General features: G+C 51.9%; 19 protein-coding genes. 17 read left to right on the top strand and 2 right to left on the bottom strand.

The genetic code is table 11. From position 1 onward, the window contains the following. Window positions 1–2: 2 nt before the first annotated feature. From JMJ04_RS14885 to JMJ04_RS14855, 7 genes are all read left to right on the top strand, one after another. Window positions 3–938: an ABC transporter permease gene (locus JMJ04_RS14885; protein ID WP_201371246.1), complete on the top strand. Its 936-nt coding sequence runs from the start codon at window positions 3–5 to the stop codon at window positions 936–938. Window positions 939–960: 22 nt separating this feature from the next. After that, window positions 961–2,040 carry an ABC transporter ATP-binding protein gene (locus tag JMJ04_RS14880; RefSeq protein ID WP_201371245.1) on the top strand — a complete coding sequence of 360 codons (1,080 nt, stop codon included), beginning with the start codon at window positions 961–963 and terminating at the stop codon, window positions 2,038–2,040. Between the two features lie 11 nt (window positions 2,041–2,051). After that, a complete protein-coding gene (locus tag JMJ04_RS14875) occupies window positions 2,052–3,074 on the top strand; it encodes an ABC transporter ATP-binding protein (protein ID WP_201371244.1) in 1,023 nt (340 codons plus the stop codon). A 207-nt stretch (window positions 3,075–3,281) separates the two neighbouring features. Continuing rightward, window positions 3,282–4,898, top strand: a complete 1,617-nt coding sequence (locus tag JMJ04_RS14870; RefSeq protein WP_201371243.1) for an N-acyl-D-amino-acid deacylase family protein — start codon at window positions 3,282–3,284, stop codon at window positions 4,896–4,898. A 19-nt stretch (window positions 4,899–4,917) separates the two neighbouring features. Next, window positions 4,918–6,030, top strand: coding sequence for an alanine racemase (locus tag JMJ04_RS14865; protein ID WP_201371242.1), 1,113 nt, complete (start codon window positions 4,918–4,920; stop codon window positions 6,028–6,030). A 119-nt stretch (window positions 6,031–6,149) separates the two neighbouring features. After that, window positions 6,150–6,608, top strand: coding sequence for a RidA family protein (locus tag JMJ04_RS14860; protein ID WP_201371241.1), 459 nt, complete (start codon window positions 6,150–6,152; stop codon window positions 6,606–6,608). A 561-nt stretch (window positions 6,609–7,169) separates the two neighbouring features. Then, on the top strand, window positions 7,170–8,126 hold the full coding sequence (locus tag JMJ04_RS14855; RefSeq protein ID WP_201371240.1) for a hypothetical protein: 957 nt from the start codon (window positions 7,170–7,172) through the stop codon (window positions 8,124–8,126). A 212-nt stretch (window positions 8,127–8,338) separates the two neighbouring features. Here JMJ04_RS14855 and JMJ04_RS14850 read toward each other — a convergent pair whose 3' ends face one another. Then, window positions 8,339–8,878 carry an SMI1/KNR4 family protein gene (locus tag JMJ04_RS14850; protein ID WP_201371239.1) on the bottom strand — a complete coding sequence of 180 codons (540 nt, stop codon included), beginning with the start codon at window positions 8,876–8,878 and terminating at the stop codon, window positions 8,339–8,341. 587 nt (window positions 8,879–9,465) lie between these two features. Between JMJ04_RS14850 and JMJ04_RS14845 the strand changes: the two genes are divergently transcribed. The 10 genes from JMJ04_RS14845 to JMJ04_RS14800 all read left to right on the top strand — a co-directional run bounded on the left by JMJ04_RS14845 (window position 9,466) and on the right by JMJ04_RS14800 (window position 23,982). Beyond that, entirely contained in the window at window positions 9,466–10,524 is a 1,059-nt protein-coding gene (locus JMJ04_RS14845) for a LacI family DNA-binding transcriptional regulator (RefSeq protein ID WP_201371238.1), read from the top strand. A 216-nt stretch (window positions 10,525–10,740) separates the two neighbouring features. Continuing rightward, window positions 10,741–12,039, top strand: coding sequence for an ABC transporter substrate-binding protein (locus JMJ04_RS14840; protein WP_201371237.1), 1,299 nt, complete (start codon window positions 10,741–10,743; stop codon window positions 12,037–12,039). A gap of 105 nt (window positions 12,040–12,144) precedes the next feature. Beyond that, a complete protein-coding gene (locus JMJ04_RS14835) occupies window positions 12,145–13,095 on the top strand; it encodes a carbohydrate ABC transporter permease (protein ID WP_201371236.1) in 951 nt (316 codons plus the stop codon). Then, window positions 13,095–13,973: a carbohydrate ABC transporter permease gene (locus JMJ04_RS14830; RefSeq protein WP_201371235.1), complete on the top strand. Its 879-nt coding sequence runs from the start codon at window positions 13,095–13,097 to the stop codon at window positions 13,971–13,973. The genes JMJ04_RS14835 and JMJ04_RS14830 overlap by 1 nt, the downstream gene beginning before the upstream one ends. 79 nt (window positions 13,974–14,052) lie before the next feature. Continuing rightward, a complete protein-coding gene (locus JMJ04_RS14825) occupies window positions 14,053–15,972 on the top strand; it encodes a glycoside hydrolase family 127 protein (RefSeq protein ID WP_201371234.1) in 1,920 nt (639 codons plus the stop codon). Window positions 15,973–16,230: 258 nt separating this feature from the next. Continuing rightward, window positions 16,231–16,554, top strand: a complete 324-nt coding sequence (locus tag JMJ04_RS14820) for a PadR family transcriptional regulator (RefSeq protein ID WP_201371233.1) — start codon at window positions 16,231–16,233, stop codon at window positions 16,552–16,554. A 29-nt stretch (window positions 16,555–16,583) separates the two neighbouring features. After that, window positions 16,584–18,197: a PadR family transcriptional regulator gene (locus JMJ04_RS14815; RefSeq protein ID WP_201371232.1), complete on the top strand. Its 1,614-nt coding sequence runs from the start codon at window positions 16,584–16,586 to the stop codon at window positions 18,195–18,197. A 339-nt stretch (window positions 18,198–18,536) separates the two neighbouring features. Further along, complete coding sequence (locus JMJ04_RS14810) at window positions 18,537–19,883, top strand: branched-chain amino acid ABC transporter substrate-binding protein (RefSeq protein ID WP_201371231.1); 1,347 nt, start codon at window positions 18,537–18,539, stop codon at window positions 19,881–19,883. A gap of 411 nt (window positions 19,884–20,294) precedes the next feature. Further along, window positions 20,295–22,535, top strand: coding sequence for an ATP-binding cassette domain-containing protein (locus JMJ04_RS14805; RefSeq protein WP_201371230.1), 2,241 nt, complete (start codon window positions 20,295–20,297; stop codon window positions 22,533–22,535). A gap of 250 nt (window positions 22,536–22,785) precedes the next feature. Further along, window positions 22,786–23,982: an FAD-dependent oxidoreductase gene (locus JMJ04_RS14800; RefSeq protein WP_201371229.1), complete on the top strand. Its 1,197-nt coding sequence runs from the start codon at window positions 22,786–22,788 to the stop codon at window positions 23,980–23,982. Window positions 23,983–24,025: 43 nt separating this feature from the next. On the opposite strand, the gene JMJ04_RS14795 is transcribed toward JMJ04_RS14800, so the two are convergent. Then, the gene (locus JMJ04_RS14795) at window positions 24,026–24,196 is read right to left on the bottom strand and encodes a hypothetical protein (protein WP_201371228.1); all 171 of its coding nucleotides are present in this window, start codon (window positions 24,194–24,196) and stop codon (window positions 24,026–24,028) included. Window positions 24,197–24,281: the final 85 nt, after the last annotated feature.

Here is a 24,281-nt window from a genome sequence, read left to right as displayed (position 1 = left end):
GTATGGAGACACCCAAACAACTCGACATGACACCAGAAGATGAACTAGAGCCCTTGCTCGATGTCACGCCAGAGCTTGCGCGCAAGCGGCGCAGCCAGGCACGCATCATCTTTGATCGCTTTGTACGCAACCGCGCGGCAACTGTTGGCGCCTGCTGCCTGATCCTGCTCTTCCTCTTCTGCTTTGTGGGACCCATCATCACCGGGCATAACAACGCGACACAGCCCGCCCTGACCGATCCCTCGGCCGCGCCCTCGTGGCAATATCCCCTTGGCGCGGATGACCTGGGACGCGACCTCTTCGCGCGTGCGGCGATTGGCGGCCAGGTCTCGCTACTGGTGGGACTCTCCTCCATGCTGGCCGCGATCATTCTTGGCACCACTATTGGCGCGCTGGCTGGCTTCTATGGCGGCTGGATCGACAATGTCCTTATGCGCGTGACCGACGTCTTCCTCTCAGTTCCCACCTATCTCCTGCTCTTCGTGCTTTCGGCCTCGTTTACTAATGGATCAACGCTGAGCATTATCACGCTTATCGCGGTCTTTGGTTGGACCACGGCTGCTCGCCTGGTGCGCGGTGAGTTCCTGGCCTTAAAAGAGCGCGAATATGTGATGGCGGCGCGTACGATTGGCGCCGGTGACTTCCGCCTGATGTTTCGCCATATCTTGCCCAATGCCATCGGTCCGATTATCGTGAACGCGACCCTGCAAGTAGGCAATAACATCATCTTAGAATCAGTTCTCAGCTTCTTTGGCTTTGGCGTCAAGGTCCCCTTCCCCAGCTGGGGCACACTTATCAACGACGGACAGGGACAGCTTGATATCGATCCCAAGCTAGTGTTTATTCCCGGCATTCTGATCTTCCTGACCGTCCTGAGCTGCAACCTGGTGGGCGATGGCCTGCGCGATGCCCTCGACCCCCATATGACTGAGCGCTAGTAGCGAAAAAAGGGAAGCAACCATGAGTGAGTATCTCTTAGATGTCCAGAATCTCAAAACCTATTTCAAGACGAAACAGGGCGATGTGCATGCCGTCGATGGCGTCAACTTTGGCATTCGGCCCGGAGAGAAGGTGGCCATCGTCGGCGAGAGTGGCTGCGGCAAGAGCGTCACTGCACTCTCAATCATGCGCCTGATTCCCCAACCGCCTGGAAAGTATGCCGATGGCAGCATCATTTTCGCGGACGACGACCTGCTCAGCGTGCCTGAGAGCGAGATGCGTAAGATACGCGGTGCCCAGATGAGTATGATCTTTCAGGACCCCATGACCTGTCTTAATCCCACAATGAACATTGGCAACCAGATTATCGAGGCCTTGCGCATTCACCTCAAGGTCTCGCAGGGCGAGGCACGCAAGCGCGCGATTACCCTGCTGGAGCAGGTTGGCATTCCAGCGGCGGCGGAGCGCCTCAACGCCTATCCTCATCAGTTCAGCGGCGGCATGCGCCAGCGCGTCATGATCGCCATCGCCCTGGCCTGCAACCCGCGCCTGCTCATCGCCGATGAGCCAACCACAGCCCTGGATGTCACCGTACAGGCCCAGATTCTGGAACTCATCAGTCAGATATGCACAGAGTTTCAGACAGCCCTGATGCTTATCACGCATGATCTGGGGGTTGTCGCGGGCATGACCGACCGCGTCATCGTCATGTACGCGGGGAAAGTCGTTGAAGAGGGGCCAACCGACGAGATTTTTGCCAATCCACGCCACCCCTATACACTTGGTCTGCTGGCCTCTGTCCCCAGGTTGGATGAAGCGCGACAGGTAGAGTTAAAAACTATCGAGGGCGCGCCGCCCGACCTGCTGCATCCTCCTACGGGCTGCCCTTTTATGCCACGTTGCCTCTACGCCCGGCCAAAGTGTCGCGAGATGCCGCCTCTGGAGGCCATACCTGGGAACATTGCGCACCATAAGGCCTGCTGGCCCGATATCACTGATCCCAAGGAAAAGGCATACGCGGCCCGTAGACAGGAGGCACGCACTGAAGCCATGCGCCGCCTGGGCCAGGAAAGCATCGAGAAAGTTCTGCATTCAAGCTAAAGGGGAAAATCATGACAGACACAGCCGTAGGGAGTCAGACACTCCTGGAGGTGCAGGGCCTCAAGACCTACTTTCCCCTGACCAGGGGCCTGGTCTTCCAGCGCAAGGTCGGAGATATACGTGCAGTCGATGATGTCAGTTTCAGCATTGTGCGTGGGCAAACGCTGGGCCTGGTCGGCGAAAGTGGCTCGGGGAAGACGACCATCGCCAGAACCCTGGTACGCCTCTATAAGCCAACCGCAGGCCAGATCGTCTTCGATGGGCAGAACCTGGCCAGTTTAGAGGGAGAAGAGCTACGCAAGGTGCGCCAGCGCATTCAGATGGTCTTTCAGGACCCCTACGCCTCACTCAACCCACGCTTCACCATCGGCTCACTAATTGGGGAACCAATGCACATCCACGGGGTCGCGGAGGGAACAGATGTTCATGAGCGCATCCTTGAACTACTGCGCGTGGTAGGTCTGCGTCCAGAATACTATGACCGCTATCCTCATGAGTTCAGCGGTGGGCAGCGCCAACGTATCGCCGTGGCACGCGCGCTGGCGATCAACCCCGATTTTATTATCGCCGACGAGCCGGTCTCGGCCCTGGATGTCTCAGTACGCGCCCAGGTGCTCAATCTCCTCCAAAGCCTACAGCGCCAGTTCTCCCTGACCTATCTCTTCGTTTCGCATGACCTGAGCGTGGTCCGACACGTTGCCGACCGCATCGCCGTCATGTACCTGGGCAAGATCGTTGAGATCTCGGATAGAGATGAACTCTACGCGGCGCCTCAACATCCCTATACCCGGGCCTTGCTCTCAGCCGTGCCAATTCCCAGTCCCCAGATTGAGAAGCAGCGTAAGCGCATCATCCTCTCCGGCGACCTGCCCAGCCCGATCAATATCCCCAAGGGTTGTCGCTTCCACACCCGCTGTCCCATGGCCCAGGATATCTGCCGCGAGGTAGAACCTGCCTTCGAGGCCAAAGAGGGGCGTGAGCACTACGCTGCCTGCCACTTCTCCGAGCAGGTCGCCCGGCTCGGAGCAAATTGAAATGAGAAGAGGGGCCTGTCAACGCCGTTGACAGGCCCCTCTTCTCATTTCCACACCCCAGGTGCGTTAGGTAGGCAAGATAGCGGTTCATATGGTACGCTGCATAGAGCTGTGTGATTTCTTCTTTGCCTTTTCGCTCACCTGGAGAGAAAGAGCAGAAAAGGTATTCCTCAAGAACGCAGAAAAATGGCAGGTCGGTGAATATAAATGTATGATCTTTGCATCAGGAATGCTCGTATCGTCGATGGCACAGGCTTTCCAGCCTTTCTAGGCGATATCGGCATCGTCGGTGAGCGTATCGTCGCGCTTGGTTCTCAGCTTGTTTCGGAGGCGCATCACGTACTTGACGCCGGAGGGCAGGTCGTCGCACCTGGCTTTATTGATGCACACACACATGATGACCTGACGGTGCTGAGAGAGGGTGTGGTCCCGATGAAGGTCCAGCAGGGCATCACCACCGTTATAACCGGCAATTGTGGCTTCAGCCTGGCTCCTCTGGCTCCCACGCACGCGGACGCGGTGAAAAACTATTCAGCCCCTGTGCTGGGGGAGGACACGCACCCATGGAACTGGTATACAACGGAGGCTTTATTTGAGACGTTGCGCAGCGTGGCGCTGGGGCAGCATATACGTCCCCTGTTTGGGCATGGCCCTGTGCGTGTGGCGGTCATGGGCTTTGAGCCGCGTGATGCTACGGAGCAGGAGATGACCACGCAGGAAGGGTTGGTGAGAGAAGCGATGGAGGCGGGCGCGGCCGGGATGTCCCTGGGTTTGATGTATGTGCCCGGCATGTATACGCCCACATCTGAGCTTATACGGCTTGCGTCTGTAGTAGGCCGTTATGGTGGCGTAGTGACCTCACATATGCGTGGCGAAGGGGACCAACTTCTAAGCTCCCTTACAGAGATGCTCACCATCGCTGAGCGCGCAGAGGTCGCAATACATATCAGCCACCTGAAGGTAACCGGGCGCAATAACTGGGGCAGTATTCAGCGAGCATTGAATCTTATTTCGGATGCACGTACACGCGGCCTGGATGTGACCATCGATGTCTATCCATACAATGCAGGATCGACGCTAGGCACGCAACTTCTCCCACCCTGGTTGCAAGAAGGTGGCCTTGCAACGATGCTCAAGCGACTACGCGAGCCAGAGACACGGCACAAGGTCTGTCGTGATTTCGCGCATGGTATTGAGGGCTGGGAGAACCAGGTTGGCGCGAACGGCTGGGATCGTGTATTTGTCTCAACGGTGCGCCAGGAGCGTTTGCGATCGCTTGAGGGCTTGAACATGGTCGAAGTGGCTGAGACCCTGGGTATGGCGCCGGAAGAGGCCTTCTTTCACCTGATCGTAGAAGAGCAGGGACAGATGACCATTCTCATCTTCCATATGGATGAACGTGATGTAGACGAGGTGGTGCGAGCGCCCTTCTCGATGATTGGCTCGGATGGTTTGCCTCTTCGCTCGGGACGTCCTCACCCCAGGCTGTATGGCACCTTTCCCCGTTTTTTTAAGCGCTACGTCCGCGAGACGCGGAGCCTGGCTTTGGAAGAGGCTGTGCGCAAGGTGACGGCTCTGCCCACGGAGCGTTTTCGTCTTGCGGATCGCGGTATGATTGCAGTGGGCAAGGTCGCCGATCTCGTGATCTTTGATCCCGAAACCATTAGTGATCTCGCTACCTATGAGCAACCCCGTGTGTATCCTGAAGGGATTTCGGCCGTTATTGTCTCAGGTCAGATAGTTGTGCGAGAAAAGCAACTCACGCCGCACCGGCCTGGACAGTTGATAGCCCCAGCTCATGAAGATACATACGTCGTGGAATAGTATCAGGAAGGAGAAGTGGATGTCGATGATTGGTCACTCAATCACAGAGGTAGATACGCCAGCTTTGCTTGTCGACCTTGCGCGATTAGAGAAGAATATCCGCCGCTATGCCGATAGCGCCGCGAAGGCAGGGGTACGTTTGCGACCCCATATCAAGACGCATAAAACGTTAGAAATCGCAAAGATGCAACTCAAGGCTGGGGCGGGAGGAATTACCGCGGCCAAATTAAGCGAGGCAGAAGTCTTCGCAGAGGCAGGCATCGAGGACATCTTTGTCGCATACCCCATCATAGGGCCCGAAAAAGCGCGGCACGCAGCGCGACTGGCTCAACATTGTCGCCTGATTGTGGGCGTCGAGAGCGAGAAAGGGGTACAACAACTCTCTGAGGCCGCCAGCCAGATTGGTTCCACGCTCCTGGTACGCGTAGAGATCGACTCAGGCCTGGGTCGTACGGGAGTGGGGCAGGAGGCCGTAGGAAAGCTGTGCCGCCAAGTGCTGGACGCTCCAGGTTTGAGCCTGGATGGCATTTTTACCTTTCGCGGAGCCTCTTTCCCCGAGGCGTCCAGTAGAGACCCACAGATCTTAGGCCGTATGGAGGGAGAGATGATGGTTGCGATCGCTGAACGGCTGCGTCATGCTGGTATCCCGATTCAAGAGATCAGTGTGGGTTCAACACCGACTGCGTCATCGGCCGCCGAGGTACCAGGCATAACCGAGGTACGTCCGGGAACCTACGTCTTTTTTGATCGCATGACCACGCAAGTGGGAACGAGCGCACCAGATGAGCTCGCGCTCTCCATTCTAGCAACAGTGGTTAGCCGTCCTACACCCGACCTGGCCATCATCGATGCCGGGTCGAAAACCTTTTGTGGCGATGTCATCCCCGCCAATGCAGGCTTGGAGGGATACGGCGCCACAATAGACGGTCAGAACGGGGTGGTGATTCGTATGAACGAGGAGCATGGAACAGTACGCCTTGCTCCAGGTTTTAGCCCTGAAATTGGCGACAAACTACTGTTTTTCCCAAATCACGTTTGTACGACAGTCAATCTGTCGGATGAAGTCATTGTGACACAGGGAGGGGTTGTCAAGGCTATTTGGCGCGTTGCGGCACGTGGGCGAAGGCAGTAACAAAAACACTGGTTTCCCCCTCCTGAAAAAAGGCAACATGTAAGGGTACCCTTTGGAGATACCGTCTTACTTGCCTGCTTATCTCTATTTATAGCAAGCACTAGGAAAGGAAGCATACGATGTCTTTTGAAGAACGAGTAAAAGAATTGGGTTTCACCATGCCGGAACTGCCCAAGCCGGCCTTTAGCTATGTTCCCGCCGTTCAGGTGGGCAAGCTCGTTTTTGCCTCTGGTCAGACCCCAACTGTGGCGGGGAAGTTGACAATACAAGGCAAATTGGGGCGCGAGGTCTCGATTGAGCAGGGACAGGAGGCAGCCCGCCTGGCGGTGCTCAACTGCCTGGCCGAGGTACGTGGCCTGACGGGTTCGCTGGATGCTATAGTGCGCATTGTCAAGTTGAATGGGTATGTCGCCTCGGCGGAAGGTTTTACGGAACAGCCACGCGTCATCAACGGTGCCTCTACCCTTCTTGAAGAAATCTTTGGGGAGACGGGAAAACATGCTCGTGCCGCTCTTGGCGTCGCGGAGTTGCCTGCTGGCGCCCCGGTCGAAGTGGAAATGGTCGTCGAGGTCCGCTAATACTGGCGGGTTGGGCGCTCTCTATTTGGAGGCCAGGTCGAGTCACCTTCTGGTTCGCCGATGCCCTCAGCTGTCTCTTCGGGCAGTCACAAATATCCAGCATGTTCTCCACGCCTTGTAGCAGATCAGTAACCTCAATATAAAAAATCACCTTTGAGAGGAAGGATTCGCCAGCAGTATCACTTTTGGTGATACTGCTGGCGAATCCTTCCCTACTGCATCAGGAAGACATCGCAAAAAGCCCGTCTGGATTTCATTCACACTGGTGTGTGACAGCCACGATAAATCATACACCAGGGATAGAAATGTTATAATGCAAGCAGAGTATGTATTTGGAGCAGAGGCCGTTATCCTGACAATTATGGGGAGAACTGGTTGTAAATGTGAAAAATATATGTGGAGGAAAACTGAAAAGAATTTAGACAAACAACATTATCTCCCTTTGATGCCATACGCCTTTGGTGCCATACTCTCTGCACAACTATGTTCTGAAAAGCAATCGTCCATGCCGCGATTGAATTAAGAGCCAGGTTGCACACGAAATATTTGTAGGAGAATGTTATGTCATTATCTATCCCCTCATTCGCAAAAAATCATGCATTGTTTTCTCTCGCGTTACTGGATTTTCTTCTACTCTTGCTGCTCGGCATCCCTGGATACATCATCACATCGCATTCATATGCTTCCCATACGGTCTTTGTTGCTCACAAGGACAAGCCACTTACGCTCACGGCGGCGCAGGGCACAAACGTTCTGCTAGGTTTTCAGATCGATGGCAGTTTAAACAATTACTGGGCAAGCCCCAATGGTCTGACACTCACTCTTGATGGAATAAATCAGCCATTGACGGTTGTGGAGCCAAAAGAGAGGGATTGGAATGATAGTATCCATACCACACTCTCAGATCCCGGCAATTCCCTAGACGTGATTGGCACGCTCACCATTCCCTCTTCCATTAGTGACTCCCAGCATACCCTCAAAGGCGCCCTTAGTGGTAGCATCGACTATCCCGCCCCTGGGAGAGATCCCAATTCCAGCGATTCTTCAGGTCCACTTTTTGCTTTCCACAATAAGACCGTGAATGTAAATACACCTATTCAGATTCAACTGGAGTCCCAGGGAAGCTTCCTCTGGACAAGCGGATATCTTCCATTCCAGATCTTTTACTGGGCAGATATCGCTCTTTGCTCCGGGCTGATCCTGCTCACAATTGTTGCCCTGATGCGGGCCCTCGTTGCGCGCTCGCGAACTAGCACACAACGTCCCACAGCCGGGACGGCATCGCGTATGAAGGAAGCGATTCAGATGGTACTTGGTGCTATTGTCATTTCAGCCATCGGCTTCTTTATTCTCTTCCTCATCCTTGAGAATTTGGGTGAAAAGAGCGATCTTCTCCATCCCATTCCAGGGGATATCAGCACCGGGAACCTTCTGCTTCCCCTCCTGATAACCATTGCCTGCGTAGTGGGTCTAGTGGCAGTATTAGCTCAACCAGACAAAAAGGTGAAGACCTCATAATATAGATACCACTTTGCCGGTCACTGTAAATGTGGAAACGACATGGGCGAAACCAGCATAATGATGCGGGTCATTGCTACCTCAAAAAAGTGTGGATCGCCCATTTTGCCACCATCGAAACTTTCAGCCCAATTACCATTATGCTGGTGTAGACTCATCTGGCAGGCCACTTGAGAAATGGAACACTTGTGAGTACCTGTTTTCGCCTACAATCAATAGTATTTTAGCTTCGAGCCAGGCGGAAGCTGAGGCCGATCAAACAGAAGCTCCTGACTATGTAATCTCCCTATTTCGTCAAGAGCATATTTCCCCATTTCGAGATGATCTGCAAATGCAGACAACAGGGCCTGAAAACTGGAAGCAACCCAGATACTTACGGTTTCACGATCATAATGCACAATCTGTCCCAGAGGCTCGTCTGCCTCTGACTGCATATCAACACACAAAAAATCGCCGCACCCATCCCTCACTAGAGGTATCCAGGAGGCGCGCTTCAAAGAATTTTCAGAAGACAATCTCTGCTGTGCTTCGGCTATTTCATCGATATTCAAGAGACTCCAGATATCAGCGAAATTATCAATTGTGCCATTATGAAGACGCAAAGAAGCTCGGATGTCTTCAGGAAACATATATCCAAGCTCTGCTTCAATCTCTTGAATGTCATCGTCATCTACTCCAGGAAGGAGGTTCTCCAGAAGTTCTGGGGCATAGTTGCTTAACCACGCTTCAATACGCCCCCAGATTGCTTGCATCGTGTACATGTCATTCCTTCACAATGAACTATGTTCTCTGGACACGAGGTCTACTCATGATCTATTCTTGGGAGAGTGCCAGAAAGGGGAGAGAGAAAGAGGGTTTCTCATTCCATTTGTTCTCCTCATTGATAACCCCGCTCTCGTTTGAGGTCTCCTTCTTGTTCTCCCCTCGTTGAATGGGCACATACCAGAAGGTTCCGGCTTGTCCCTGTCGTTTGATCCGTCCACCTTGCCCGATGTTCTTCTTAGTTCTGGCAGAACCATGAGAATGAGCAGCAGCGTGAGCACCATCCCGAGAACGATCCTTCTCACGCATGCCTCATCAGGCCTAGCGAGCCTGATCGTTCTCGGGATGGTGATAATACTCGCGCATCTTGTTTTTCTCAAATACAGGAAAGTTTTCCTTATTGGAGCCATTGTCTGCTGCAAATTTTGGTGATTACGCTGTTTTTTTCGTTTTTGGTGGGAAACATGCTTGACTTTATGGCGCATATTAGGTATTCTTCGATTCGAGGGGTTATATATTTCCATTTATGAGTGAAAAGTTTCCTCGTGTATGGATGAAATTCAAGGAAAATAGCTAGATGGTGTCTGAACCGGACAAACAATTATTTGATCTATCACCACAGCCAAGGCAGAATGTTACCTTGCGTGATGTTGCAGATGCCGCTGGTGTGACATTGGGGACAGCCTCTAAAGCAATAAATGGGAGGGGGAAATTAAGCCCGGAAACGCGAGAACGTGTGCGTTCTGAAGCCAGGCGCCTGGGTTTTCGTTTTTTTAGCCTCCAAGAGGATGTTCCAGCAAGTCATGGAGTCATGGTTGGCGTATTAACAACCGACAACTATGGACGTTTTAGTCTTCCCCTCTTGATGGGGATTGAAGACGCCTTTGGGACACGTCCGGTTTCAGCGATGCTCTGTAATTCACGCGATCAGAGTCGCGAGCAACAACATTTGCAGCATTTACTGGCGCGCAAAGTTGATGGGATCGTGGTATCTGCCCGGCGTGAAGATTCGCGCCCGCCAATAAACATAGGGAGGACAGCAATACCTGTTGTCTATGCGTTTACCTATGTCGAAGATCCCAACGCTTTGTGCGTCTTACCCGATGATGCTCAAGGCGCGAGACTAGCAACTGAACATCTTGTTGATCTGGGACGGCGTCAATTGGCCCATATTACAGGCCCCAGTTATTTTGAAGCGGTCCGTTTACGCGAAGGGGCCATGCGCCAAGTGCTTGCTGAGCATGATATTGCGCTGCCCCACAATCGTGTCCTATCGGGTCCCTGGCAGGAAAGCTGGGGATATACCGCAACGAATTTTCTCTTTGATCAAGATCCTTCGATTGACGCGCTTTTTTGTGGTAGTGACCAGTTGGCAAGAGGAGCTATGGAGGCATTGCAAGCGCGCGGCCTACGTGTTCCAACCGATGTTTCAGTCGTAGGTTTTGACAATTGGGAACCCATGGCATGTGCGACTCGACCGCCGTTGACAACTGTAGATATGAACCTTGCACAGGTGGGACGTTATGTGGGTGAAAGCTTACTAGCGCTGTTTGCTGGTGAACAACGCTCTGGTATTGTGCGTCTTCCCTGTAGCTTGATTTTACGCGGTTCAAGTGATCCCTCACAACCGGGGTAGTGAGCAAGAATGGAGGTTAATCAGCACAGGATGGAGTTCATGGAGACATCTTTCGTTGTATGATCAGTTGATTGGCAACGAATTTCGTATGGAAGTGGTCAGACGTTCTCTCGTTATGGTTGGTTGGTCTGAATGATGACAATGTTCCTCAATGGAAGAGGATGATGTATCTCTGAGAGAGTTTCAGTATTTTCATCATTTACAAGGAGGTCATAGATGACCCACAAACAACAAGAACCCTGGAAAGACATGATGACCGAAGTTCGTACCGGACAAATGAGCCGTCGAGCTTTTATTGCAAAAACGGCGGCCCTGGGCATCAGCACGAGCGCTGCAATTACGCTTCTTGAGGCATGTGGTGGCACTGCTGGTAGTGCCGGTTCCGGACCCGTGACGTTGACCATCTGGGATTATTTCAACCCGCCTGGTGCTGGATATCTACAGCTCCTGGCCGATTACTCCAAAGCCAAGCCAAATGTGAAGATTCAGCGCACGGCCATCCCTTTCGCTGACCTCAAACAGAAAATTATTCAGGGTGCAGCCGCCCGCCAGCTTCCTGACATCTTGATTATTGATAATCCTGATCACCAGGCATTTTCTTCCATGGGTATTCTGGCAGATTTAACCTCACAAATCTCCTCGTGGGGGCAAGGAAACGAATATATTACCGGTCCCTGGACATCAACAACCTGGAAAAATAAAAACTACGGCATTCCAAATAATAGTAATTGCCTGGCGCTCTATTATAACGCGGATATGCTGAAGAAGGCCGGTATCAACCCGCCTACAAATTGGGATGAACTGCATGATGCGACGAAGAAGTTGACCACCAAGGGTGTCTATGGGCTATCGATGTCTCTGGTACAAAGTGAAGAGGGGGCCTTCCAGTTCTTGCCGTTCCTGTGGGAAGCAGGAGCGGACCTGAACTCGCTGGATAGTCCTGAGGCTACGACCGCCTTACAATACCTGGTCGATCTGACCAAAGAGAGACTGCTCTCAATGGATGCTTTGAACTGGACACAGCAGGACGCTATGACGCAGTGGACCGCTGGCAAATCTGCATTGTGTATTAATGGCCCCTGGAACCTTCCTGCTGCTCGCTCGAATGCCAAGTTTAACTGGGACGTTGTTCCTCTGCCACAAGGCAAGCAAGCAGCATCTATTCTGGGCGGTGAGAACTGGGCTATCACTGCAACCAGCCAGCACCAGGCCGAAGCATGGGAGTTTATCAAGTGGACACAGGAACTGTCTGTTCTCAAGAAGTGCCTGCTGGGCAACGGAACACTACCAAGTCGTATAGATCTAGGCAAGGATTCCGCATTCATCCAGGACCCCAAACAAGCTGTATTTGTCAATGCGCTTACTACAGCCAAGCCGCGTGCGTATGGCCCGAACTATCCAAAGATCTCGAATTACGTGCAGCAAGCGTTCCAGGCAGCGATTAGTGGACAGAAGTCCGCCTCAGCAGCTCTTCAAGCGGCCAGTCAAGCAGTAAAGCCTTTACTACCGTCCTAGTGATCACGCGTTGTAGAAGGAAGAGTAAACGTATTTCTCTTCGTATGAGAGTACGTTTACTCGTTCTCTTGGGCCTTGCAGGTCACAGTAAGGAGGAAGTTTCCCGTGTCTACACTTGTCAATACCTCTCCGCAAGAGGCGAAGACAGTGACTCAGCGTTCAGTGAGGCGGCGGAGAATAAGCAAAACGCTGGGCCCTTATCTCTTCTTATTGCCAGCGACCCTGTTCCTACTTCTCTTTCTCGTGTATCCGGTTATCACCATGGTTGTCTATAGCTTTGAGCAGGTGAACGTTGGTAGCCTATTGACTGGTATTACGCCATTTGTTGGCCTGGATAATTATCATACAGTGATCTCTGACCCAAATTTTCGCTCTTCTCTGGTCGTATCACTGATCTTTACCATTGCCTCACTGGTTTTCCAATATATTATCGGCTTCGCGATGGCGTTGTTATTTAATCGGCGTATTCCCCTGGTTGGCGTGATGCGTGGTTCAGTGATGATTGCCTGGATGTTGCCGGTGATTGTAAGTGCCACGATCTTCAAATGGATGTTGCAGAGTGACTCGGGTATTGTGAACTACGTCTTGCAAAGTTTGCATGTGGTCTCCTCACCTATTGACTGGCTTACGAACCCAAATCTGGCCCTATGGGCCGTAGTCATTGCGAATATCTGGATCGGTATTCCCTTTAACATGTCGTTGCTTTTAGCTGGTTTGCAGGGAATTTCGGAGACCCTGTATGAGGCGGCGGTTGTTGATGGCGCAAATGGATTGGGGCGTTTCTTGCATATTACGCTGCCATTGATGCGTTCAACCAGCTTGACAGTTTTGATGCTCGGGTTCATCTATACATTAAATGTGTTTGACCTGATTTATGTCCTTACTGGCGGCGGCCCGGTCAATACGACTGAAGCAATGCCATTGTATGCCTATCGTATTGCCTTCGGCCAGTTTGACCTTGGTTCAGGAGCAGCTGTTGCTACGTTGATGTTCCTACTCTTGCTGGGTGTAAGCGCTATCTATCTGTTCCTGCTGAGACAAGAGGAGATTGCTTGATGATGACTACACAAAAAGCTTATCGTGCTGCGAATAAGCCTCCTCTCAATCGCAAATCCTGGAATACAATTATGCTGACAGTGTTAGGGATTTTCTTTACGGTCGTAATGATCTTTCCTTTATACTGGGTCATTGTCAGTTCACTCAAAAATACGACAGAGCTGTTCAGCACGCCACCGACGTTTTTTCCCCACCAGGTTGATTGGAGTCCTTATATCTCCAACTTTATCCAGAACACAGATATATGGCGCTATATGGGCAATAGTCTTCAGATTGCGCTTGGCACAATGCTATTGAGTTTGGTGCTAGGAGCACCAATGGCCTATGGATTGGCCCGGCTCCCAGTAAAGGGAAAACAGGGGATGTTACTGGCCTTTCTGGTTGTACAGATGTTTCCCAGTATCATGCTGGCTCTACCATTGTTTGTGATCTTTTCGCAAATCGGCCTGGTGAACTCTATTCCGGCGGTAATCCTGGCGGTTACAACGCGTACATTACCGTTTGCAACGCTCGTGATGCGTCCCTATTTTTTAAGCTTGCCGCGTGATCTGGAAGATGCAGCCTTTATTGATGGGTGTAGTTTATGGGGGGCATTCTACCGCATAATTATGCCGCTCTCGCGACCTGGCATATTAACGGTTGGTGCTCTCACCTTTTTGATGGGCTGGAGCGACTTTCTTTTCCCGCTGACATTGATCTCTGATGATAACAAGCGCCCTTTAACGTTGGGCATTTATAAGTTCATCGGAGAATATGGGGTGCGTTGGAATGACCTGATGGCGGTTTCGGTCGTTGCGGCATTGCCAATTATCCTGGTTTTTATCTTCGGACAGCGTTATATTACCTCTGGCCTGGTAGCTGGCGCAGTGAAAGAATAATGGGCTAGGGCAAAGCTGATCTGTATACTCCACAAATCCCCTGTGGCTGGTACGATACGTATTGTGAAAGGAATAGGCAATGACATCATCTTCTCCAACATCAACTCAGCAAGCAGATGCAAGGCGGGGTTCCAATGCTGTCGCACATACAACGGTAACTATTGAGGATACATTCTGGGCACCACGTTTGCAGAGAGTGCGTGAAAACACCTTGCCAATGATGTATGAGCAAATGAAGCTGAATAACTATTTTGATTCAGAGAAGCGGGGTTGGAAGAGGGGAATGCATCCCATCCCCTATGTTTTCTGGGAGACAGATATTACAAAGTGGGTTGAGGCAGCGAGTTTAAGTCTGGCGACCCATCCAGACGCTCAACTGGATACGTTGCTTGATAAGACTATTGAGTTTATACGCTCTATTCAACAGCCAGATGGCTACCTCAACATCTGGTTTACAGAAGTCGAGCCGGAGAAGCGCTGGTCAAATATGCGGGACCTGCATGAGCTCTATTGTGCGGGCCACCTGATAGAGGCTGGCGTAGCTCATTTCCAGGGAACGGGTAAGCGCTCATTACTGGATATTGTGAGTCGTTACGCTGATTACCTTGATAGGACCTTCGGGCTTGAAGAAGGCAAGAAGCGGGGATACAGCGGGCATCCAGAGATCGAACTGGCATTAGTCAAACTCTATCGTGTTACCGGAGAGAAGCGGTATCTGCATTTGAGCCAGTACTTTGTTGATGAGCGTGGCAAACAGCCGCATTATTTTGATGAAGAAGCACGTTTGCGCGGGGATGATCCTCGCGATTTTTGGGCGCAGACGTATGAATACAATCAATCACATGTGCCTCTACGAGAGCAGAGAGAGGTTGTTGGACATGCTGTGCGTGCAATGTATCTCTATAGCGCTATCGCTGACCTGGTCAAGGAGAGGTACGATGAGTCGTTATTTCAGACAGGTGAGCGTCTCTGGCATCATCTTGTGAGCAAGCGGCTCTATATCACCGGAGGTATAGGCTCGACAGCGAAGAACGAGGGTTTCACGGAAGATTACGACCTGCCGAATCTGACTGCGTATGCCGAATCTTGCGCCTCAATTGGTCTGGCCATGTGGAACTACCGCTTGCTCCAACTGGATGCGGATAGCCGCTATGCTGATCTGCTTGAACGAGCATTATATAACGGGATGTTAAGTGGTATTTCGCTTGATGGAAGCAAATATTTTTATGTTAATCCCCTGGAGAGCAAAGGTGATCATCACCGTGTAGGATGGTTCAAGTGTGCCTGTTGTCCACCAAATATAGCACGTACATTGATGTCGTTGGGTCAGTATGTCTACACGGTGAGCGATACAGACATTTTTACGCATTTATATATTCAAGGAACAGGTGAGCTTTCTGTTGGTGGGCACAACGTGAAAGTGAAGCAGGAAACGAAGTATCCCTGGGATGGTGCGATCAGCCTGAAAATGACTCTTGATGAGCCTGCTGATTTTGGCCTGAACTTGCGTATTCCTGCTTGGTGTCAGGCGGCACAACTTTCTCTAAATGGTGAAACTATTGTGCTTGATGACCATTTGCAAAAGGGGTATGTACGAATTGAGCGCCGCTGGCAGAGTGGTGATCAGATAGTACTTAATCTGGCGATGCCGGTGATGCGAGTCTATGCACATCCAGATGTACGTGAGAACAGTAATCAAGTCGCCTTGCAACGTGGTCCCCTGGTATATTGTCTGGAAGGTGCAGATAATGCGGTGCCACTACATCATATCCGTCTACCTGAAACGGCTACATTGGAGAGCCGCTTTGAGCCTGAGCTTTTAGGTGGGGTCACCGTTATTGAGGGTCCGGCGACCGTTGTAGAGAGCGAGGATTGGTCGGATACATTGTATAAAACGACCCCTCCACAATCTCATGCGCATACGCTCACTGCTATTCCCTATTATGTCTGGGATCATCGCCAGGCTGGTGAGATGTGCGTCTGGATCTCCACAAAATAACCTGGAGGTCGGTAATTCTATTCAATTCTGTAACAACAGAGAAGAATCTCTATCTAGAGATTCTTCTCTGTTGTTTTTTGGTAAATGACAGGCGGAACCTTGTGGCTCTGGCACACCTTCGAACCGTCATGCGCCCAGGCGCACCACCGTTGTTGTAGAGCAATTTGCAATTCCCCTCCACATATGCTATTATTCATTCAGGCTTAGTAAGTTTCACGATATAAAGTCTCACTGTATAAATAACTATGAGGTTGAACCATGCCCAGAGAGAAAGACCCCTTCGAGTTGGGTCGCTATTCTGATCCCTCGCTTCTCATCCTCTCCAGTTTGGCAAGTGGACCCAAACATGGGTACGCCATGATGGAGGACATCGCCGCGTTCAGCGGCACAAAACTCGAACCTGGTACGCTCTATGGCGCACTCGCGCGCCTCGAACGCCAGGGCTGGATCGTACCGCTCCCCCCAGAGGAGCGGCGGCGTCCCTATCGCATTACTGCCGCTGGAGTGACCGCCCTGCGCGAGCAGATCGCGACGATGAGTCGCATCGTCGCCGTTAGTTCGCAGCGCCTCTCGACCACCTAACACTCAATCAAGAGAGAAGAGGTACCCTGATGATGTCTCAACAGGCACGGTTACCCATCGGCTACGTGCAACTTGCTTCGCACATTCTCTCCTGCCTTGAGGACGCGCCCAAGCACACCTTAGACCTGTTAGCGGAGCTTGAGCAGGAGACCATAGCGTTACCGGAACCCGGCACGTTCTACCGCATCCTGGCTTCCCTGGAACACCAGGGCTGGATTGAACCGCTCGCGCCGGAGCAACACCTGCGCCCCTACGCTCTCACACCCGCTGGAGAGGACACCTTAAGGAAGTCTCGCCGCTCCGCCAGCTTTTACAATGAACGTATTGATGCACACCCTCACGATCACCAACGAAAGGAAAGGTATATGAGATTGAACCGAACTTTCCTGCGCCTCTACCCGCGCGCTTGGCGCGAGCGCTATGAAGAGGAGATGCTCGCCGTCCTCGAACAGCACACTATCACTCCTTTGACCTTCTTTGATCTGCTGCTCGGGGCCATTGATGCACAGCTCGATCCACACTACCGCAGCCAGCAAAGCGCCTTCTCTCTCCAGGATGTCAGGCTGACCACCAGGGCCTATATGGCTCTCCTGGCCGTTTTCACCGCCGCTCTGTTCATCTGGCAATCGCTCTCGATGCCATATGAAATCATTATTGGGGCGTATACAGCAACAGGGGTTCCTATAGGGAGCGACCCGCATGCCTTGAATAGATTTCCACTCATTGCAGCGTTCAAGGTCGCTGATCCCAACTTATGGAGTGATCCGGGGTTCATGAGCAACAATATTGCCGTCTATGCGCTGTACATTGAGTTCCTCTTATTATTCGTCGCGAATATATTCTTTCTCACTCGTATCCTGAGAAGTGCGCCGCCAGCCAGACGTAAGCTGTTGCTTCTTGGTACGCTTGCCAGCGTCCTTCTGCCTCTGTTGATCTTCCCGCTATTGCAGTCATCGCCTATGGCTGTCCTGATACCAACCAACAATGAGCCTTTTGGCCCGATACGCGACATATTCTCGGAGCTTTCTACAGTCTTAGTGCTTGAAATTGCTTGTAGCGGATTGTTTCTTGGCCTCATAAAAGGATGGCAGACTATAAGAGCGCGGCAAAAGGGGCTGCTCGCTATGGTCGCAGCAGTGGTGCTTCTCCCGGCACTAAGCTTCTTCTTGATTTGTTTCTTCCAGAATAGCGCCGCCTGGGTTGGTAGCATCTATTCTCCGCTTCAAATCTTTCTTTACTCCTTTGGGGCTTGTCTGCTTCCCTTCCTTGGCTTTGGTGCTCTTCTACTCGCTATCGAAACCGATGAGCAACAAAAGCCATTTCTGCGCCGCGTTTTCCGCTATGCGTCCGTAGTGACAATCACACTCATTATCTCCTTGTCCGCCACAGTCGTCTGGAATATATATACATGGGCACACATGTACAATACCCCTTTAGGGGCTCTCTTCTTCAAAGTGATGCCACAGGCTCAATTCTTTGGAAGCTATGGGCCATTGCTCTTCGTTTCGCTGTCGATCTTCACCTTGATTCTGCTTGGGGGCATAAGCGCTATGCTGAAGCGAGGCTATCGCGCGCTCTCATCTCCAACCTCGGATAATCAGCAAGAACAGCCTCCGATGATAGAGCAGTCTCAGCAGTTCTAAAGGAAAGGTACGTGAGATTGAACCGAATCCGCCTGCGCCTCCATCCGGGCGCCAGTACCAGATCCAGTGCGTCCTGAATGGAAGTACCCACATGGAAGGCCCTGGCCGAGTCTTCCATGTCGCACCACCACTCCAACCGCCCCACTTCTCATTGCCTTTCAAACTTCTTTTTCCTTATAGTTCATCAGCATCTCTCGTTTTTATAAATAAGGTGACGATACCAAATTATGGATGATGTCGCGTGCACACACCTTGACAACGCCTCTTACTCTTTTTATACTCAAAAGTAATGATCATAATTGATTTTTGATCATTACTTTTAAAGGAGGCAAAGGCAATATGAGAATCGGTGGACAACGGCAGCAGTCGCATACCAGTACCTGGAAAAATACTACAATAGTGAGTCTTGGTATACTGCTCCTGCTCCTCACCGCCTGCGGACCCGCAGTCGCCACGGGAAGCCAAAAAGGCGGCAAAGGCTCCACAACCATCAAAGTAGCCACTGATTTCCCGGTGTCGGGACAGGATACCCCCAATGGCAAGCCCGCGCAGGATGGGGCAGAGATGGCAGTCCAGGAAGCAAATGCGCAGCATCTGATCCCTGGATATAACATCGTCTTTGTTCCCAAAGACGACGTTGGAGCTCAGGGAACCTTTGATCCTGATATGGGAAAGAATAATGTTACCGCGCTGATTAATGATGCCCTCGTGGCAGGCATAGTAGGGCCATTTAATAGTTCAGTAGCACAGGCGGAGATGCCCATTGCCAATCAAGCCCCCATTACCTTAATTAGCCCTTCCAACACCAATACCTGTCTGACACAACGCGGACCCTCGGTTAACTGCACCGGGGCACAGGATAAAGTGCCCATACTGCGCCCAACTGGAAAGGTAACCTATTTCCGCATCGCGACGACGGACGATCACCAGGGATCAGTCCTGGCGGATTACCTGTACCAGAAAAGAAACTATAGGAAAGTCTACGTTATAGACGATACGACAGTTTATGGTGTTGGACTGGCAAACATCTTTAGCAACGAGTGGCAAAAACTGGGAGGGCAACTCGTAGGGAACCGCGAAAGCAAGCAGAAAAGCAATGACTATGGTGGCACCATTGCTAATATTAAAAGCGCTAAACCCGACCTGGTATTCTACGGTGGCACCGATAGTCAGGGTGGTACCCAGTTACGCCAACAACTGCTCAACGACTCTGGAACCGCTAGCCTGGCCTTTGGTGGTGGCGACGGCATCGAAAACCCGGTCTTCGCCCAGGTCGTCGGCTCAACGGGTGGTCCAACCTTCGCCACCATCGCCAAGGTGAATGAAACCGTACTCCCCTCGGCGAAAGACTTTATCACACGCTACAATCGCATATATGGCGAGAACGATTATGGAGCATATAGCGCTGCTGGCTACGACTGCATGAATATCCTGCTGCAAGCGATCAAACGAGCCCTCGCCGACGGTGCTCAAACACCTAAAGACTCCAATGATGCCGCCGGCAGCAAATCTTTCCGTGAGGCCGTCATCGCAGCGATGCAAAAAACAGATTATAACGGCGTTACTGGCCACCACAACTTCACCGAAAACGGCGATACGACCAATAAGGTCATCTCCGTCTGGCAAGTTGCTAATGTCAACGGCAAAGATACCTGGAAGTTCGTAGACCAGGTGGCCGCCAAGTAACCCAACCTTCTCCTCGCCCCATTCTGGAAGGCTTCCGGGCATTTTTATCGCGATGCCCGGAGCCTTTTGTCTCTCATCTCGATATGTAACCCTATTGTCAATTTGACACCCGAACCTGCCGGAAACCTGATAGAAGATGGCAGGTATATTGTTTTAGACTAAAGAAGATCGCGATACTCCTCACCCCCATAGAATGTAATGGCCCCTGAGCTGAGGTAGGTCAATATATGTTTCCTGAAAAATCGCAAGAAAGGAGAAGTTTTGCCTCTCCACCTCTGCTATACTGATTGTCTGTGCGGAAAGAGCAGAAACGTCAGTGCGAAGGATTGCTGGCATCAAGGCTCAAACACCTCCTGGTTGCAAACTACAACTGTCACTATTCTAGCAATATAAGAGGAAGCTTCTATGACTATGTCTCAAGAATATATTGAAATTCGTGGTGCACGCGAGAACAACCTCCAAGAGGTCTCGTTACGGCTACCCAAGCGCAAAATCATCATCTTTACCGGAGTGTCTGGTTCAGGAAAATCATCCGTGGTATTTGACACCATTGCTCAAGAAGCGCAACGACTCTTATTTGAGAATTTCAGTATGTTCATTCGCAACTTTCTGCCGCGCTACCCCCTCCCGGACACCGATGCGATTGAGAATCTGAGCATGGCCGTAATTGTGGATCAGAAACGCCTGGGTGGTGGATCGCACTCGACAGTAGGAACGGTCACCGATATTGCGCCTGTGCTACGCCTGCTCTTTTCGCGCATCGGTACACCACACGTGGGTTACGCCAATGCGTTTTCCTTCAACGACCCTCAAGGGATGTGCCTGGAGTGTAATGGCCTTGGCCGCAAGATAGGGATAGACCCGAAGGCGCTTGTCGACATGACCAGGTCATTGAATGAGGGGGCTGTCATCGCTCCGGGATTGGCTGGCTGGGAACGCGATCTTTATATTCGCTCTGGCTTATTTGACAATGACAAACAACTGGCCGATTACACTCCTGAGGAAATGGACCTGTTGCTCAACAGCGAACCGCGAAAGTACAAGCTGGCCATTGGTAACAAAGAGATGAATGCGACCTACGAGGGCTTACTCTTCAAATTTAATCGTAAATTTATCACCAGGGATATTCAAACCCTCTCCGAGCGCACCCGCCAACAGGTCGAGCCTCTCTTGAGACTCGGTCCCTGCCCGCTTTGCAAGGGCACGCGACTCAATCAAGCGGCGCTCAGTTGCAAGATCAATGGGCATACCATCGCCGAACTGTCGGCGATGGAGGTTGGTGAGTTGGTAGGGGTGATACAGACCATTGAAGAGCCAGCGGCAACCCCTGTCATCCGCACGCTGACGGAGCGGTTGCAGCACCTGGTGGATATTGGTCTAGAATATCTGAGCCTGGATCGCCCAACTGACACTCTCTCGGGCGGTGAATCACAGCGTGTGAAGATGGTCAAGCACCTCAACGGGAGCCTGGTAGATGTCATGTATATTTTTGACGAACCCAGTGTCGGCTTACACCCGCGCGATGTTCACCGTTTGAACGAGCAACTGGAGAACTTACGAGATAAGGGTAATACAGTGATAGTGGTAGAGCATGACCCCGATGTCATGAAAATCGCGGATTACCTTGTGGATATGGGGCCGCGCGCTGGGAGCGAAGGAGGTCAGGTAGTGTATGAGGGCGACTTTGCAGGCCTGCTCAAAGCAGACACTCTCACTGGCAACCATTTGCAGTTTCAAAGACCGATCAAGGAGACGTTTCGGCAGTCCCGTGGAACCTTGCCAATTATCCATGCCAGAGCGAATAATCTGAAGGATGTCAGTGTAGACATTCCCGCCGGCGTCTTGACGGTCGTCACTGGCGTGGCTGGTTCGGGCAAGAGTTCGTTGATCAATGAAGCATTCCTTCGCCAGCATCCGGAGGCCGTGGTGATTGACCAGTCGCCAGTAGGCATCTCTAGCCGTTCTAACCCGGCTACCTATACCGGTATCATGGATGATGTGCGCAAAGCCTTTGCGGCGGTCAACCGCGTCGACGCTGGTCTATTCAGTTTCAACTCGAAGGGGGCCTGCTCCAATTGCAAAGGACTTGGCGTTACCTACAATGATCTGGGCTTTCTTGAGGGGGTCAAACTTCCTTGCGAGGTGTGTGGCGGGAAGCGCTTTAAGGACGAAGTGCTGGGCTACACCTTCCATGGAAAAACCATTACAGATATCCTGAGCATGACGATCCAGCAGGCGCTCGCGTTTTTCACAATCAAAGATGTGCAGTCAAAGCTCCAGGCGATGAGCGATGTTGGATTGGACTATCTGACCCTCGGCCAGCCCTTGAGCACCCTCTCTGGCGGCGAATGCCAGCGCTTGAAGTTGGCCAGCGAACTCCATAAGCAAGGCAGTATCTACGTTATGGATGAGCCAACGACCGGCCTGCACTTATCGGATATTGGGCACCTGCTTACCATTATGAACCGGTTGGTCGATGGTGGCAATACTGTGATTGTGATTGAACACCATCTGGATGTGATTCGCAACGCCGATTGGATCATTGACATGGGTCCTGAGGGTGGCAATAAGGGAGGCTCAGTCATCTTTGAAGGTACGCCACAAGAATTGCTCAATGCGACGCATTCGCTGACAAGCCACTATTTGCGCTAGATAGGTGGAGCAGCACAAGAGGCCAACTCCTCATGTTGAGTGTTTCACAAACTCATCCTTGTGAAGACCATTCAAAAAGATATGGGTAGGAATCAAGCATCAATGAGCGGGGCTTTCTCGCCGCGGCTTTTGTGAGTGCGCGCTTATGCAACACGGAGAGCAGCCAGCCTATGCTATACTTTTGGAATGGGGAATAGTAACAGGAGCGCATGAAGGACGCACTCCCATGCACTAAGGATAGGATTTATAGATGCTCACAGAGAATGCATATGATCTTCTTGTGGTCGGCGCTGGCGTTTTCGGCTTGACGACTGCCCTGGAAATGAAGAGGCGTGGATATCGTGTTGCTGTTATTGATCCCGGCCCTCTGCCACATCCCTTAGCCGCTTCTACAGACATTAGTAAAATTGTGCGCATGGAATATGGTTCGGATGAAGCATATATGGAACTGGCGGAACAAGCATACCAGGGCTGGCTTCAATGGAATGAGATGTTAGGTGAGACGCTCTTCCATGACGTCGGTGTAACTATGCTGACGCGCGCACCTATGTCACCTGGCGAGTTCGAGTACGAAAGCTATCATCTGCTACGCAAACGGGGACATACTCCTGAGCGTCTCACAGAGGATACTATCACACACCGCTTTCCGGCCTGGAAAGCTAGGGCCTTCGCCGATGGTTTCTTTCATGCCCAGGGAGGCTATGCGGAAAGCGGTCGCGTGATAGCTGCCCTGGCCCAGCTTACCCAGACCCAAGGGATCGACCTGTATCCAGGCCAAAAGGTCGAAGCCTTGCTCAAAGAGAATCAACATGTGCGGGGCGTGCGTACTTATACTGGAAGTACCTTTCACGCTGAGCATGTTGTAGTTGCCTCTGGGGCATGGTCCTCTCTCCTTGTTCCAGACCTCACTCCCTTCGTGAAGGCGACTGGACATCCTGTATTTCACCTCAAGCCAACCGATCCCAATCTTTTTACCCCACCGAATTTTGTCGTTTTTACTGCCGATATTGGTCGCACTGGCTGGTATGGCTTCCCTCTTCATCCACGTGAAGGAGTCATCAAAATAGGTAATCACGGAGTAGGGCAGGTGCTTCACCCTGAGCAGGATGAGCGAGTCGTGATCAGCAGTGATATAGAACAGTTACGAATGTTCCTGGCTGCTACTTTCCCCGCGCTACAAGACGCACCTATCGTGAGTACCCGCCGTTGCCTCTACGTTGACACGCCCGATGGTGACTTCTGGATTGATCGTCATCCTCAATGCGCAGGCCTCACTGTAGCGACAGGAGACAGTGGGCATGGGTTCAAATTTGCGCCGGTACTAGGTGGATTGATCGCCGATGCTGTTGAAGGAAAGCCGAATCGCTGGTTGCCTAAATTCCACTGGCGCAATGTCTCCTGGCATACTGGAAAGAAGGAGGCATCACGCTACAAAGGCGAGCGATAGGCCAGGTCTGGTTCCGTGACGTCACCTTTGAGGTGCTTGAGGGCTAGAGCATCTTGCGCATCCTGTGCCCGACCTCTTCGATAGGGCGCTGGACACCCTTGCGCCGCATAGCCGAGAGGCTGAGGAGTCTGGCCTGCTTCTCCAGCATCCAGTCGCGGGCAAAGGCGCCTGCCTGGCAATGGCGGCAAAGAGCAAAAGCACCAGAGTCAATCAAGACTCTGGTGCTTTTGCTCTTTGCTTGCGGCGGAACTGACGGGCGACGAACCACCGGTCGCCCGAGGCAGCGGGGCAACCTCATG

It is taken from the genome of Ktedonobacter robiniae (genome assembly GCF_016587375.1).
Lineage (GTDB): Bacteria > Chloroflexota > Ktedonobacteria > Ktedonobacterales > Ktedonobacteraceae > Ktedonobacter > Ktedonobacter robiniae.
Note: the sequence above shows the minus strand (reverse complement) of the source record. Positions and strands in the feature narration are given on the sequence as shown.

Coding starts and splice junctions, on each gene's coding strand:
- JMJ04_RS14810 (WP_201371231.1), top strand. CDS start 18,537: ATGAGAATCGGTGGACAACGGCAGCAGTCGCATACCAGTACCTGGAAA.
- JMJ04_RS14870 (WP_201371243.1), top strand. CDS start 3,282: ATGTATGATCTTTGCATCAGGAATGCTCGTATCGTCGATGGCACAGGC.
- JMJ04_RS14860 (WP_201371241.1), top strand. CDS start 6,150: ATGTCTTTTGAAGAACGAGTAAAAGAATTGGGTTTCACCATGCCGGAA.
- JMJ04_RS14825 (WP_201371234.1), top strand. CDS start 14,053: ATGACATCATCTTCTCCAACATCAACTCAGCAAGCAGATGCAAGGCGG.
- JMJ04_RS14830 (WP_201371235.1), top strand. CDS start 13,095: ATGATGACTACACAAAAAGCTTATCGTGCTGCGAATAAGCCTCCTCTC.
- JMJ04_RS14880 (WP_201371245.1), top strand. CDS start 961: ATGAGTGAGTATCTCTTAGATGTCCAGAATCTCAAAACCTATTTCAAG.
- JMJ04_RS14840 (WP_201371237.1), top strand. CDS start 10,741: ATGACCCACAAACAACAAGAACCCTGGAAAGACATGATGACCGAAGTT.
- JMJ04_RS14820 (WP_201371233.1), top strand. CDS start 16,231: ATGCCCAGAGAGAAAGACCCCTTCGAGTTGGGTCGCTATTCTGATCCC.
- JMJ04_RS14865 (WP_201371242.1), top strand. CDS start 4,918: ATGTCGATGATTGGTCACTCAATCACAGAGGTAGATACGCCAGCTTTG.
- JMJ04_RS14800 (WP_201371229.1), top strand. CDS start 22,786: ATGCTCACAGAGAATGCATATGATCTTCTTGTGGTCGGCGCTGGCGTT.
- JMJ04_RS14845 (WP_201371238.1), top strand. CDS start 9,466: ATGGTGTCTGAACCGGACAAACAATTATTTGATCTATCACCACAGCCA.
- JMJ04_RS14850 (WP_201371239.1), bottom strand. CDS start 8,878: ATGCAAGCAATCTGGGGGCGTATTGAAGCGTGGTTAAGCAACTATGCC.
- JMJ04_RS14885 (WP_201371246.1), top strand. CDS start 3: ATGGAGACACCCAAACAACTCGACATGACACCAGAAGATGAACTAGAG.
- JMJ04_RS14805 (WP_201371230.1), top strand. CDS start 20,295: ATGTCTCAAGAATATATTGAAATTCGTGGTGCACGCGAGAACAACCTC.
- JMJ04_RS14875 (WP_201371244.1), top strand. CDS start 2,052: ATGACAGACACAGCCGTAGGGAGTCAGACACTCCTGGAGGTGCAGGGC.
- JMJ04_RS14855 (WP_201371240.1), top strand. CDS start 7,170: ATGTCATTATCTATCCCCTCATTCGCAAAAAATCATGCATTGTTTTCT.
- JMJ04_RS14815 (WP_201371232.1), top strand. CDS start 16,584: ATGATGTCTCAACAGGCACGGTTACCCATCGGCTACGTGCAACTTGCT.